At 65.3% G+C, this 13356-nt stretch carries 10 protein-coding genes; 6 read left to right on the forward strand and 4 right to left on the reverse strand.

Annotated features, from left to right (window positions below; all coding sequences use genetic code 11):
- Window positions 1-11 precede the first annotated feature (11 nt).
- From O0881_RS06840 to O0881_RS06850, 3 genes are all read right to left on the reverse strand, one after another.
- On the reverse strand, window positions 12-1553 hold the full coding sequence (locus O0881_RS06840; RefSeq protein ID WP_289910697.1) for a CHASE2 domain-containing protein: 1542 nt from the start codon (window positions 1551-1553) through the stop codon (window positions 12-14).
- A gap of 121 nt (window positions 1554-1674) precedes the next feature.
- On the reverse strand, window positions 1675-2871 hold the full coding sequence (locus O0881_RS06845) for a serine hydrolase (protein WP_289911468.1): 1197 nt from the start codon (window positions 2869-2871) through the stop codon (window positions 1675-1677).
- Window positions 2872-3031: 160 nt separating this feature from the next.
- Window positions 3032-4528: an alginate export family protein gene (locus O0881_RS06850; protein ID WP_289910698.1), complete on the reverse strand. Its 1497-nt coding sequence runs from the start codon at window positions 4526-4528 to the stop codon at window positions 3032-3034.
- A 210-nt stretch (window positions 4529-4738) separates the two neighbouring features.
- Here O0881_RS06850 and O0881_RS06855 point away from each other — a divergent pair, with 210 nt between their 5' ends.
- Together O0881_RS06855 and O0881_RS06860 are read left to right on the forward strand one after the other, a co-directional pair.
- The gene (locus O0881_RS06855; RefSeq protein WP_289910699.1) at window positions 4739-5875 is read left to right on the forward strand and encodes a GAF domain-containing protein; all 1137 of its coding nucleotides are present in this window, start codon (window positions 4739-4741) and stop codon (window positions 5873-5875) included.
- A 142-nt stretch (window positions 5876-6017) separates the two neighbouring features.
- Window positions 6018-7826, forward strand: coding sequence for an NAD(P)/FAD-dependent oxidoreductase (locus O0881_RS06860; RefSeq protein ID WP_289910700.1), 1809 nt, complete (start codon window positions 6018-6020; stop codon window positions 7824-7826).
- A gap of 73 nt (window positions 7827-7899) precedes the next feature.
- Here O0881_RS06860 and O0881_RS06865 read toward each other — a convergent pair whose 3' ends face one another.
- On the reverse strand, window positions 7900-8466 hold the full coding sequence (locus tag O0881_RS06865) for a YceI family protein (RefSeq protein ID WP_099667289.1): 567 nt from the start codon (window positions 8464-8466) through the stop codon (window positions 7900-7902).
- A gap of 26 nt (window positions 8467-8492) precedes the next feature.
- Here O0881_RS06865 and O0881_RS06870 point away from each other — a divergent pair, with 26 nt between their 5' ends.
- The 4 genes from O0881_RS06870 (at window position 8493) to O0881_RS06885 (ending at window position 13343) form a co-directional block, all read left to right on the forward strand.
- On the forward strand, window positions 8493-8729 hold the full coding sequence (locus tag O0881_RS06870) for a hypothetical protein (RefSeq protein ID WP_289910701.1): 237 nt from the start codon (window positions 8493-8495) through the stop codon (window positions 8727-8729).
- A gap of 71 nt (window positions 8730-8800) precedes the next feature.
- Entirely contained in the window at window positions 8801-9316 is a 516-nt protein-coding gene (locus O0881_RS06875; RefSeq protein ID WP_289910702.1) for a sigma-70 family RNA polymerase sigma factor, read from the forward strand.
- Between the two features lie 8 nt (window positions 9317-9324).
- The gene (locus O0881_RS06880; protein ID WP_289910703.1) at window positions 9325-10320 is read left to right on the forward strand and encodes a FecR domain-containing protein; all 996 of its coding nucleotides are present in this window, start codon (window positions 9325-9327) and stop codon (window positions 10318-10320) included.
- 101 nt (window positions 10321-10421) lie between these two features.
- On the forward strand, window positions 10422-13343 hold the full coding sequence (locus O0881_RS06885) for a TonB-dependent receptor (protein WP_289910704.1): 2922 nt from the start codon (window positions 10422-10424) through the stop codon (window positions 13341-13343).
- Window positions 13344-13356: the final 13 nt, after the last annotated feature.

Consider the following 13356-nt stretch of genomic DNA (forward strand, 5'->3'; position numbering starts at 1 on the left):
CTGCCATCTCGCTACACCAGCGCCACCACCAGCAACACCACCGCCAGCGGCGCCTGCACCAGCACGATGCCGGGATGCGTGCGGCGCAGCTGGGCCCACACGGACAGGCCCGGCACTTCCTCGTGCGGATGGTGGGCTTCGTCGCGCAGCGACATCGCGTGCAGGAACATGCCGGCGATCAGGGGGCCGGGATTGACCCACCAGCCCTGCTCCAGCAAGCCGCGCGACAGGTAGATGGCCAGTGCGCCGATGGCAAACGGCGAAGCCCACACCAGCGCCAGCATCAGGCGGATGCCATAGAATTCCGCCAGGGTGCCCATGCGGTGCAGGCGGCTGAAATCGTGGTCTTCCATGCGCTTGTCGATGGCCAGTTCGGCGCGGCCGTACAGGGTCCACAGGCCGCCGAACAGGCAGCCCAGCAGCACGCCGATGACGATATCGGCTACGAACACCGCATATTTGTTGACGTCGGCCGTGCCGATGCCCAGCGACGTATGGGCGGCCGCATGCAGGTGCAGGCCGGCCTGCTCGCCTTCGGCCGTCGTATAGCGGTCGCGCACATCATACGTGCTGCCGATATACACGACATTCTTGCGCAGCGCCCCGGCATCCACGCCGGCGCGGCCATCGACCAGCTTGACGCGCGTGCGCGTGGGGTTCAGGAATGCCGGCGCCACGGCGGCCGGGTGAAACGGCGCGGTGACGGCGTTCTGTTCGGCCGCCGCCTCGGCGTCGCCGCGGATGACGGGTTCGAACGCCCAGCGCGCCAATTCCTTTTCGCTGCCCGTGCGCCGCGCCAGCTGGCACACGCGACCGGCCAGCGCCAGCCCTTGCTTTTGCTCGGACAGGACGGCCGGCATGGGCTGCTTCTGCTCCTGTTCATCGGCGCCATGCGCCAGCTCGAAGGCCACGGCCGCCAGCACGGGACTTTTCAGCTCGATGCGCGTGACGGCGCCCATGCGTTCGCGGATTTGCGGACTGGCGAAATGGATGCCGGCCGCGCAGCGCGCGCGTATCCACGGCAGGTTCGCATTCTCGTCCGATTGCTCGGGCAGGATCAGCACCAGTTGCCGGCCATCGGCGGCCAGCCGGTCGAGCAGGCGGTCCAGCGGCCGCTCTCCCTCCTTGTGCTGTTCGTACACGGCCGGCGCCAGGTCCAGGTCGATGGCCAGCACCTGGCTGCCGCGCGCAGCGGCGCCGGCGATCAATTGCTCCAGGCGCGTGCGTTCCAGCGGTTCGCGCTCGTCGAAGACCTGTTCGAACGCGGACTGGTCGATTTCGATGATGCCGGGCCGGTAGGCGGCGCCCGGGTCCTTGCCTCGGTCCAGCAACTGCTCCTGCGCCGCGCTGGCGCGCAGCATGGCCGCATCGAGCCATTCGAGCACGTGAAAACCTTCCAGCGCCAGCATCAGCGCGGCGATCAGGCTGGCGCCGATCACGTGGTGCAACAAGTACGTGCCCGTCAGCTTGAAGGCCGAGCCCAGCTGGGCGACCGGCCACAGCAGACGCCGCCAGAGCGGCGGGTGCGGTTGATCCGGCTGGCTGGTTTCCACGGTGCCTGCTCCTTGCGCGCAACGAATAAATTATCACTCAAGCAACAAGTGATGACGAAAGGACAGTGTATTGCAGTTGTGCCCGTTCCGCCGCACGGCTGGCAAGGGTCAGCCTGGCACCCTACTTCGGCCTGGCCAGCAGCAGCTTGCCCAGCGCTTCGAAGGCCGGCGTGGTGGTCGGGTCATTGGCCGCATTGGCCGCCGTCGGTGTCGAGGCGAAGCGCACGATCACCATTTCCGCCTTCGGATCGACGTAGATGCGCTGGCCATACACGCCGCGCGCCATGTAGGCGCCATGGTCGTTATGCGTGACCCACCACATGTCGCGGTAGCTCCAGCCTTGCAGCAGGTCGTAGCCGCCCTTGGCGAACAGCTGCTTGTCGCCGCCGCGGCGGATATCGGCAACAGCCGCGCGGGGGATGATTTGCTGGCCGTTGTAGCGGCCATCGTTGCGCAGCATTTCGCCGAAGCGGGCCAGGTCGCGCAAGCCCGCGCTCAAGCCGCCGCCGGCAAACGGCGTGCCCGTCGAATCAACGCTCATGTAGGCATCCTGTTCGGCACCCAGCTTTTGCCAGACGTGCTCGGACAGGTACGCGTTGACGTTCTGCCCCGTGACGCGGGCGATGATCCAGCCCAGCACGTCGGAGTTCACCGTGCGGTAGCCGAACGCCTCGCCATGCCGGCCCTCGTGCCGCACCGTTTGCAAATACTCGAAATAGCTGCGCGGCCCCGTGTAATCCTTCGGCTTGGGCAGCGGATTGCCGGCCGCCGCGTGCTGCCACACTTCCGCTGTCGGGTCGGCGTAATCTTCGCTGAATTTCAGGCCCGTGGTCATGTCGAGCACCTGGCGCACGGTGGCGTCGCCAAACGCGGACTTGGCCAGTTCCGGCACATACTCGGCCACTTTCTTGTTCGGATCGAGCTTGCCTTCGGCCACCAGTGCCGCGCCGATGGTGCCCATCACGGACTTCGTCACGGACATGGCGCCATGCTGGCCGCTGTCCTTCAGCACGCCGAAATAGCGCTCATACACGATGCGGCCCCGGTGCAGCACGACGATGCCGTCCGTGTAGTTGGCTCCCAGCGACTGCTCCCAGGTCATCGTTTCCGTCGCCCCCAGGGGCGTGAAGCGCAGGCTGTCGATATCCGTGCGCAGCGCGCGCGGCAAGGGCACGGGCCCTTTCAAGCCGCGCGACACCTCCACCGTCGGCATCAGCTGGCGGAAATGCGACACGCTCCAGCGCAACTGCGGGAAATTGAAATAGCTGCCATCGTCGAAGCGGATGATTTTATCGGCCGGCGGCGGCGCGCCCACCATCCATTGCAAGGTAGCCGGGTCGCTGGCGGCGGCCGACAGCGGCGCCGTCGCTTCTGCCGCATGGGCGCCGGCGGCCAGCGCCAGGCAGGCTGCGGCCAGGGCCAGGCGTTTCATGCTGGGGAAATTGTTCATGTGATGCTCTCCTTGATAGACAGAATACTTAATAGACCCAGACGACGTTGGCCAGCCAGCCCGTCCACGTCCTGGCCTGGCCATTCACCAGTTGGTTGACGCCCGACTGCGCGAACGAAGCGCTGAAGCCCAGGGTCAGGTAGGTATTCGGGTTCACCACGCGCACGTACTTGACGAAGACATCGTTCGCCAGCATCGGACGCAGCACGCCGGCGATCACCACGGGCGCGTCGCCCGGCACGTCGAGGCGCGTGGCCTGGCCGAACTGCAGCGGGCTGCCCATCTGGTTGGCCCGTACCTGGGCCAGATAGGCGGTCACGGTATCTTTCGGCGTCGGGTGCAGCTCGATGGTAGCCTGCAGCGCATTCACGTTGGCATTGACGAAGACCCAGGTCGCCTTGCTGCCAGAAGCCCAGGCGCCCGGCGTGCCTTCGAAAAACAGCGGGTCGAAGCGCTCGTTGCGCGCCGTGCGCGGATCGTCGCCTGAAAAACTCTGGTAGCCAAGCGTGAACTTCGGCGTCCAGGCCACGTCGGGCAGCGAAAAGCCCCCTTCCGTGCGCCAGCCCCAGGCCCGCATCGGCTCGCGCGTATTCCATTCGCGCGCTGCGTCGACGCCGAACCAGCCTTTCGGCAGCACGGTGGGCAATACGGGAACGCGCGCATAGCCATACACGAACTGCAAGTCCTTGCGGCCTTCGGGCACGGCCAGCGGCGCGCCGATGCCGCCTGGCGCCGCCTGCGGATACGCGGCATGCGAACGGGGCACCTTGCCATATGCAATGCCGGCCTTGCGGTCGTTCGCGGGCGCGTAGCTGAAATCAACGCCGACGACGCGCGTGCCCGAATCGTTGTCGGGGTTTTCATTCGGGTCGAGATAAAACGCCTGGGCGCTGAACGCATCCTGGCTTACTTTCGCCACCACGGAATTCTGGAAAGCCTTGCGCGGCCCCAGTTTCAGGGCGCCACGGTCAAAGCCGTTCGAGCCGCCATTGGCGATCAGCATGCCGGTGCCCAGCGTGAAATTTTGCGCGCCGGCCGACAGGTCGAGCATGGCGCGCGTGCCGCCGAGCGGCATGCGGATGCCGGCGACGAATTCCTCGATCGAGATGCGGCCCGTATCGCCGGCGCCGAATGGATCATGGCGCGCTGTGCCGGAGCCGACGGCGGACACGCGCGCATACAGCTGCTTGCCGTCGCCCAGATTGCGCTTGAAGCCAAGGGCCGGCTTGACATAGAACTCGTACCAATAGGGGTTGAATTCGAAGCCGGGATTACGCGCGGGCGCATTCGACAGCTTCCAGAACAAGTTGTTTTCGCCGGCCACCTGCACGCCCGCTTCCACGGAGCGCGTCACTTGCCAGTCGGCGCCGATGGCCGGTTCGACGGCGGCGCGCCGGGCCACTTCCTTTTCCAGGCTGCTCTGGCCATCGGGATCGAGCTGGCCGGCGGCACCGCAGGAGGCGCTCGCTCCCAGCAAGGCCAGCACCATCGTTCTGCGTGCCAGGAACATCGCTTGCATTGCCATAGATATCCCTTGCGCTGGCTGACTGTCAATTTGAGCGAATGTTATCAGAGATGCTCTTTTTTATTGTTGTAAAGCATCCTATTGTGCGGCGCGGCTGTGGTGAGACGAACGTCTCACGGCAGTCCCATGCTGCAATGCGGCATGCATGTGCCAGCGCTTCGTGCTAAAAACGGGCATACCATAAAAAATACCGAGACACCGGAGAGCGCCATGCCCTACGTCCGCCAGACCAGCCATATCGACCGCGTGCGCGACCTGATCGCCGGCCGCATCGTCAATCCAGGGGCCGATACGGCCAGGCTGGCGTCGTCGTACCGGCGCTCGCTGGACGACTACCGGCTCGACCCCGCCTCCACCACGGGGCCGCGCATCCTGACGGGTGCCGAGCTGCGCACCATCCAGCAATCCGAAGAAAATTTTCTGCGCTCCACGGGCCAGTGCCTGCCGCGCCTGCACGCCATGGTGCGCGAAGCGGGCTACTGCGTCATCCTCGCCAATGCGCGCGGCGTGACGATCGACTACGTGGTCGACACGGACCAGCGCAAGGATTTCAAGAAGGCGGGCCTGTATCCGGGTTCGTGCTGGTCGGAAGAGGAGGAAGGCACGTGCGGCATCGCCTCCGTGCTGCTCGACCATGAAGCCATCACCGTGCACAAGACCGACCATTTTCGCGCCGCGTTCACGGGCCTGACCTGCAGCGCCGCGCCGATCTTTTCGCCGCACGGCGACTTGATCGGCGTACTTGATGCCTCCGCGCTGACCTCCCCCGACGCGCGCGACAGCCAGCGCCTGGTCAGGCAACTGGTGCGGCAAGGCGCGACCCTGATCGAAGACGGCTTTTTCCTGAAGTCCTACGGCCATTGCTGCATCCTGCTGGCGCACCGCAACCGCCACTTCGTGGAAGTGCAGCCGGAGATGCTGCTCGCCATCGACGAGCATGGCGACATCGTCGCCGCCAACCGCTGTGCGCGCGACGTCATCGGGGGCCTGGACACGCTGCCGCGTCCCGTCGGCGACGTGCTGGAAGTGCGCGCCGAGCGGCTGTTCGATGCGCGCGCGGGACACAATCTGCTGTCCTTGCGCCTGGCCGGCGGCAGCACCTGGCTGCACGCCCGCGTGCGCGCACCGCTGCGCCAGGCCGGCGTGCGCGCCACCCGCGAGGCGCCTGTCGCGCCGGACGCACTGGCATACACCGCGCCGGAACAGGCCGAACGCACGCGCATCGTCCACGCCATGAACGCCGCCAAATGGCGCCCGCTGCAGGCGGCGGCCATGCTGTGCATCTCGCGCGCCACCCTGTACCGGCGTCTCAAGCAGTTGCACATCGTGCCGCCGCACCGCCAGTAGCCATCCGAAAAGCTGAGATTTCCGTCTCAACTTCAGCCATGCTGCGCTGCGCAATGCAGCGCCGGAACGCCGGTGTTACAACATCGTCAGCGGCAACACAGCCGCATCCCATCATAAAGTCAGCAGACTTGGAGGAGACACGATGCAAACCGATAGCAACCCGCACGACCTGGCCGTGGCCGGCATCCTGGAGCAACTCGAAGGCGCGCTGCGCGCCGGCGACAGCACGGGCGCCGCGCAATTGTTCGAACAGGACGGCTACTGGCGCGACCTGGTGCTGTTTACCTGGAATTTGAAAACTCTGGAAGGCCGCGAGCAGATCGCCGCCATGCTGGCCGCCCAACTGGGCGCCGTGCAGCCGCTCTCCATCCGCATCGCCGACGGCGAACACGCCAGCGAGGCCGGCGGCGTGCTGCAAAGCTGGATCACGGTGGAAACGAAGGCGGCGCGCGGCGTGGGTCTCATCCGCATCCGCGACGGCAAGATCTGGACACTGCTCACCACCATGAGCGAATTGAAGGGTTTTGAGGAAGCCAAGGGCGGCCGGCGGCCCATGGGCGCGGAACACGGCGCGCGCACCAACCGCAGCAGCTGGCTCGAGCACCGCGAGCAGGAAGCAAAGGAGCTGGGCTACGCGCGCCAGCCCTACTGCGTCATCATCGGCGGCGGCCAGGGCGGCATCGCGCTCGGTGCGCGGCTGCGCCAGTTGAACGTCCCCACCATCATCATCGAGAAGAACGCGCGCCCGGGCGACAGCTGGCGCAAGCGCTACAAGTCCTTGTGCCTGCACGACCCCGTCTGGTACGACCACATGCCGTATATTCCCTTCCCCGACAACTGGCCCGTCTTCACGCCCAAGGACAAGGTCGGCGACTGGCTGGAAATGTACACCAAGGTGATGGAACTGAACTACTGGGGCTCGACTTCCTGCGAATCGGCCAGCTTCGACGAAACCAGCGGCGAGTGGACGGTGCAAGTGCTGCGCGACGGCCAGCCCGTCACCCTGAAACCGAAGCAGCTGGTGCTGGCCACCGGCATGTCGGGCAAGGCGAACATGCCGAAGTTCAAGGGCATGGACGTGTTCCAGGGCGAGCAGCAGCACTCGTCGCAGCATCCGGGGCCGGACGCGTATGCGGGCAAGAAGGTGGTCGTCATCGGCGCGAACAATTCCGCGCACGATATCTGCGCCGCCCTGTGGGAAGCGGGCGTGGATGTGACCATGGTGCAGCGCTCGTCGACGCACATCGTCAAGTCCGATTCCCTGATGGACCTGGCCCTGGGCGACCTGTATTCGGAACGGGCGCTGGCCGCCGGCATGACGACGGCCAAGGCCGACCTGACGTTCGCCTCGATCCCGTACAAGCTGCTGGCCGACTTCCAGAAGCCCGTCTTCAAGGCCATCCGCGAGCGCGACGCGGACTTTTATGCGCGCCTGGAAGAACGGGGCTTCATGCTCGATTTCGGCGACGACGATTCGGGCCTGTTCATGAAGTACCTGCGCCGCGGCTCCGGCTACTACATCGACGTGGGCGCCTCGGAGCTGGTCGCCGAGGGCAAGATCAAGCTGAAAAGCGGCGTCGGCGTGCAGGAATTGACAGCCCATTCCATCGTGCTGTCCGATGGCACGGAACTGCCGGCCGACCTGGTGGTGTACGCCACCGGCTACGGCTCCATGAATGGCTGGGCGGCCGACCTGATCTCGCCGGAAGTAGCCAACAAGGTGGGCAAGGTGTGGGGACTCGGGTCAGACACGACGAAAGACCCGGGCCCGTGGGAGGGCGAGCAGCGCAATATGTGGAAACCCACGCAGCAGCAGGCGCTGTGGTTCCACGGCGGCAACCTGCACCAGTCGCGCCACTACTCGCAATACCTGTCGCTGCAACTGAAGGCGCGCATGGAAGGCTTGACCACCCCCGTGTATGGGCAGCAGGAGGTACATCACCTGGCGTGATGGCAGGGGCAAGCAGATAAAAAAATGGCGGCGGACCGAAGTCCGCCGCCATTTTGCATCATGCAGCCAACAATTACTGCTTAATGGCTTCGATGGCAAACGTCAGGGTGACGTCATCGCTGACGGCTGGCGCATATTTGCCGGCGTTGAATTCCGAGCGCTTGATCTTGGCCGTGGCGTTGGCGCCGCAAGCGTCTTTTTTCAGCATCGGGTGCGGGGCGCAGGTGAACGAGGTGACGGTCAGGGTGACTGGCTTGGTCACGCCTTTCAGGGTCAGGTTGCCGTCGACGGAAGCGAGCTTGTCGCCGTCAAAATTGAACTTGGTCGATTTGTAGGTAGCGACCGGGAACTTGGCCGTGTCAAGGAAATCTTCGCCCTGGATGTGCGAGTTGAACAGGGTCGAACCCGTGTCGACGGATTTGGTGTCGATCAGCACTTCGACGGCGCCCGTCTTGGCGGCGCGGTCCAGGGTGACCTTGCCGGTGGTGTTATTGAAACGGCTTTGCTGCGTCGAGAAGCCCATGTGGGTGTACTCGAAGCGGGGGAAAGTGTGGCTGCCATCGATGACATAGACTTCAGGAGCGGCAACGGCGGACAGCGAGAAGCCGGCGGCGGCGATAAAAGCGAGCAGTTTTTTCATTGTAGGTTCCTAACAGAAAGTGGAGGATGTCAAAACCGCAACCAGCTGCAGGCGACTGGCGCATGCGGCTGATTGTCTGGCTTCAGTTGCAACAGATTATGCATGGCATGAAGATCGATGTAAAACGGAAAATATACCTAGTTAGCATCGATAAAATCGATAATACATGGCGATATTCTCTGCGACAGCGCCTTCTGCTGCCGATTATTGTCTGCATTACCAAAAATATCCAGCGTTATCCGGCACCTCAGATTACACCATAAATGAGAATGATTCTTGTTATTATTTGATGAGCTTGCTATCATGGCGCGCTTTGATCACGGGGACATGCGCGGTGCTTGAACGCTATTACCAGGAATTGCTGCGCCTGATTTCGCGCTCCACGGGATGCCGCGACAAGGCACAGGACGTGGTGCAGGAAGCCTACGCCCGCCTCCTGGCGCGCCAGCCGCAAGGCGGCGCCCGCGCCCTGCATGGCGATACGCCGCCCGACAGCGGCCAGCGCGCCCTGCTGTACGTCACGGCGAAAAACATCGCCATCGACGAACAGCGCTTGCACCAGAGGCGGCCCCATGACGCGCTCGACGAGCCGCACATGCAGCTGCGCGCGCCGCGCGCCGATGAACCCGAGCAACGGCTGCACGACCGGCAAACCATGGAACGCCTGCTGCTCATCATCGAGGGCTTGCCGCCGCGCTGCCGCCAGGCTTTCGCGCTGTACAAGTTCGACGGCCTGAGCCAGATCGAGATCGCCGCGCAGATGGGTATCTCCGTCAACATGGTGGAAAAACACATCATCAACGGCATGCTCGCCTGTAAAAAAGGCTTGCCCGAGCGGGATACGCTATGAAACAGCACATGACATCACAAGACACGACGGCCGACGACATCGACTTCCTGGCGGCGCAATGGCTGCTGCGCCGCGACGCGGGCCTGGCCGCGCACGACCTGGCGGCATTGCAGCAATGGCTGGAAGCGGACCCGCGCCACCAGCAGGCCTGGCAGGCGCTGGCCCGCACCGATGCGCTGCTGGCCAGCCTGCCGACGCAGCGCGTGGCAGCCTTCAGCCAGCCCGTCCCGGCGGCGGGCGCGCCGTCATCGCTGCTGCGGCGGCTGCGCCAGGCGGCCTCTTTCCCGCCGCGCGGCGCGCTGGCCGGCGGCTGCCTGCTGCTGTGCGGCCTGCTGGCCTGGCCGCTGGCCGGCCATCTGCAGCGCCCCGGCTTCCAGCACGATTACAGCACGGCGCGCGGCCAGTTCGCCACGCAAGTCCTGCCCGACGGCAGCCGCATCGAACTCGATAGCGGCAGCGCCGTCGACGTGGCCCTGTACCGCGACCGGCGCAGCGTGCGCCTGCTGCGCGGCCAGGCCATGTTCCATGTGCAGGCCGACCCTGCGCGTCCGTTCCAGGTCATCGCGGGAGCGGCGACGGCGACGGTACTGGGCACGCATTTTTCAGTGCGCCACGTGGGCGCCACGACCCAGGTGAGCGTGGCGCAAGGCACAGTGCGGGTGGAGAGCGAAGCCGGCGCGCATGCCGAAGTGCTGCGGGCGGGCGACACCGTCACCGTCACGCCGCAGGGCGTGCAAGCGCTGGCCAGGGTCAGCGCGCAAGCGGTGGGCAACTGGCGTGCCGGGCGCATCGATTTCGAGGACGCCACCCTGGCCGAGGCGCTGGCCGAATTCGAGCGCTATGGCGATTCGGGCCTCGTGCTTGACGACCCGGCCCTGGCCGGCCTGCGCCTGAACGGCAGCTTCGACGCGAAGCTGCCGGCGCAGTTTGCCGCCGCCCTGCCCTTGGCCTTGCCCGTGCGCCTGCAGCGCCAGGACGGCAAGCTGCACATTCTCGCCCGCTGATGTATTCCACATGCAGCGAAATAAAATGCATCCGCACGTCAGGGTAAATGAGACTCATTCGTTTTAACTATGAAGGATCACCACATCACCATAGGAAAAACATGCATATGACTCCACCGCGCCATCCCTTGCACGCCCGCCTGTCTCCCCTCTTCCTGGCCATCGGCCTGGCCTTCGCCACGCCCGCCGTGCATGCCGCCGCCGCGCCGGTGGCGCAGGTCGAATGGCACATCCCCGCGCAGCCCTTGAACCGCGCGCTGAACGAACTGGCGCGCCAGGCCGGCATGGTGCTGCTGGCCGACGCGCGCCTGACGCAGGGACGGCAAAGCGCACCGCTGCAAGGCCGCCATTCGCTGCCCGAGGCGCTGCGCCAACTGCTGGCCGGCAGCGGCCTGCAGGCGCAGCTGCAAGACGGCACGACCATTATCATCAGCGCGCCCGCCCCCGTCGCCGCAGGCGCCGTGCAGATCGGCACCCTGCGCGTGAATGGCCAGGGCGGCAGCGGCACGTTCGAGACGGACGACACGGACCCGACCGACCTGCCCTACGTCACGTCCGCCTCCTCCGCCTACATCGGGCGCGAACAGATCGAACGCTTCCGCGGCACCTCGCCGGCCGATATTTTCAAGGGCGTAGCCGGCGTGCAGGTGGGAGACAGCCGCAACAGCGGCGCCGTCGACGTCAACGTGCGCGGCATGCAGGGCCAGGGCCGCGTGCCCGTGCTGATCGACGGCAGCCTGCAATCGTCCACCGTCTACCGCGGTTACGCGGGTATCGCCGACCGCAGCTACATCGACCCTGACCTGATCAGCGCCATCCGCATCGACAAGGGGCCGAACCTGTCGGCGCAAGGCGCGGGCGCCATCGGCGGCATGGTCAGCATGCAGACTTTGCGCCCCGAAGACATCCTGCGGCCGGGCCAGCGCACGGGCGTGCGCCTGCGCGGCGGCATCCAGGACAACAGCATCTCGGCGCCGGACGATTTCGGCAGCGCGCCGCGCACGCACCGCAACAAGCTTGGCAACCCGCGCAGCGGCTTTGGCAGCATCGCCGTGGCCACTCGCCAGGACGACTACGACCTGGTGGCCGCCATCAGCCAGCGCAGCATCGGCAACTACTTTTCCGGCACGCGCGGTTTCGAACGCTATCAGCTGCTCAACGAATGGGGCGACGACGATGGCGTGACGCAGTTCTTCAAGAAAGGCGATGAAGTGCTGAACACGGCCAACCGCACTACCTCGGCCCTGCTGAAGGCCAACCTGCGCCTGCCGCACGCGCAGAAGCTGGAGCTGGGCTACCGCTATTTCGACAGCAGCTATGGCGAAATCATGCCCTCGCAAATCTACCGCAACAGCACCGGCAGCATCCCCCAATGGGATCCCAGCCAGGTGCGCACGAATGCGCTGACGGCGCGCTACGAGTGGAAGCCGGAAGGCCAGAACCTGATCGACCTGAAGGCCAACCTGTGGCTGACGGACATGCAGAGCAAGTCGCGCAACGGCGATATCTTCAGCAATCCGCTGGAAGGCAAGACCAATCCGGGCGACCACGAATGCAAGGAATGCGTGGAAGTGCTGTACCTGGCGAAGAACCAGGCGCGCCGCGTGGGTGCGGACCTGACGAATACCTCGCGCTTCGCCACCGGCATGGGCGCACTCAAGCTCGATTACGGCCTGTCCTTGCAAAATGAAGATATCGGCCCGGCCGACAGCGTGCGCATCCTCGATGAAGACTTGAACGCCAATCACACCCTGCGCAACGGCAAACGCCACGAGCAAAGCGCCTTCGCCTCGCTGCAGTGGCAGGCGCGGGACTGGCTGAGTGTCGAGGCGGGCGGACGCTTCCAGCGCTTCGATACGCGCGACCGCAACCGCCGCGCCGAGCAGCAATACCATCCGCAAGGCTGGCAATGGGTCACCATGTGGGACAAGGACGGCGATCAGATCGGCGCGGCGAAGTGGTACCAGGATGCGCAGGGCCGGTTCACGCCCGCCACCAATCCCGCGCTGGTCGGCGGCATGGTGGAAAACTACGGCACCGAGCCGGCGCCGCTGGACGTCTCGCAGGTGGATCAGTGGAGCGGCAATGGCTATGTCTACCGAGACGCCATTCCCGGCCTGTTCAAGTACAGCACGCCGATCCGCCGCAAGGACCACGGTTTTGCGCCCACGTTTGCGCTGACGGCGCGCCTGTCCGACAGCGTCAGCGTGTTCCTGCGCGATGCGCGCGGCTTGCGCATGCCCAGCCTGTACGAATCGACGATGGGCTTCTCGGCCACGTATTCATCGCCCTTGAACGCCGAGCGCAGCCACAACCGCGAAGTGGGCGTGAGCGTGGTCAAGGATGGCGTATGGAGCGCCGCCGACAAGCTGCGCCTGCGCGTGGCGTATTTCGACAACGTCACGCACGGCTACATCACGCGCCGCCCGATTCCCGACTTGCCGGCCTACGCACAGAATTTCTCGATGGCGAACACGGACAAGTACAGCGTCTCGGGCATCGAACTGCAGTCGTCATATGACCGGGGTAGCGTGTTCGCCGACTTTTCCGGCACCTGGAACCGCAAGACCCTGATCTGCGACGCGGCCACGGCAGCCTATTTGCGCAAGGCCAGCAAGTGGGAATCGGATATCTGGAACACGCCCGACTGCTCGCCCATCGGCTTTTCCAGTTCCTACGTGAGCAACCATATCCAGCCCAAGCTGAGCGCCAACCTGACCCTGGGCACGCGCTGGCTGCAGGAAAAACTCACCGTCGGCACGCGCCTGACGCACGTCGGCCATCCGCTGGCGCGCCAGGACGACAAGGCCGTGTGGCAGTCGTGGACGGGCACCTCGCCGCAGGTGCTGACGCAGGCCTACACCCTGGCCGACCTGTTCGCCAGCTACAAGATCACGCCCAACGCCACCGTCGACGTGGCGGTGGACAACCTGACGGACCGTTACTACCTCGATCCGCTGACCCTGAGCCTGATGCCGGGGCCGGGCCGCACGGCGCGCGTCACGCTTGGCGTTCGTTTCTGATTTGATTCATCCT

Source organism: Janthinobacterium sp. SUN100, assembly GCF_030397705.1.
GTDB lineage: Bacteria > Pseudomonadota > Gammaproteobacteria > Burkholderiales > Burkholderiaceae_D > Janthinobacterium > Janthinobacterium kumbetense.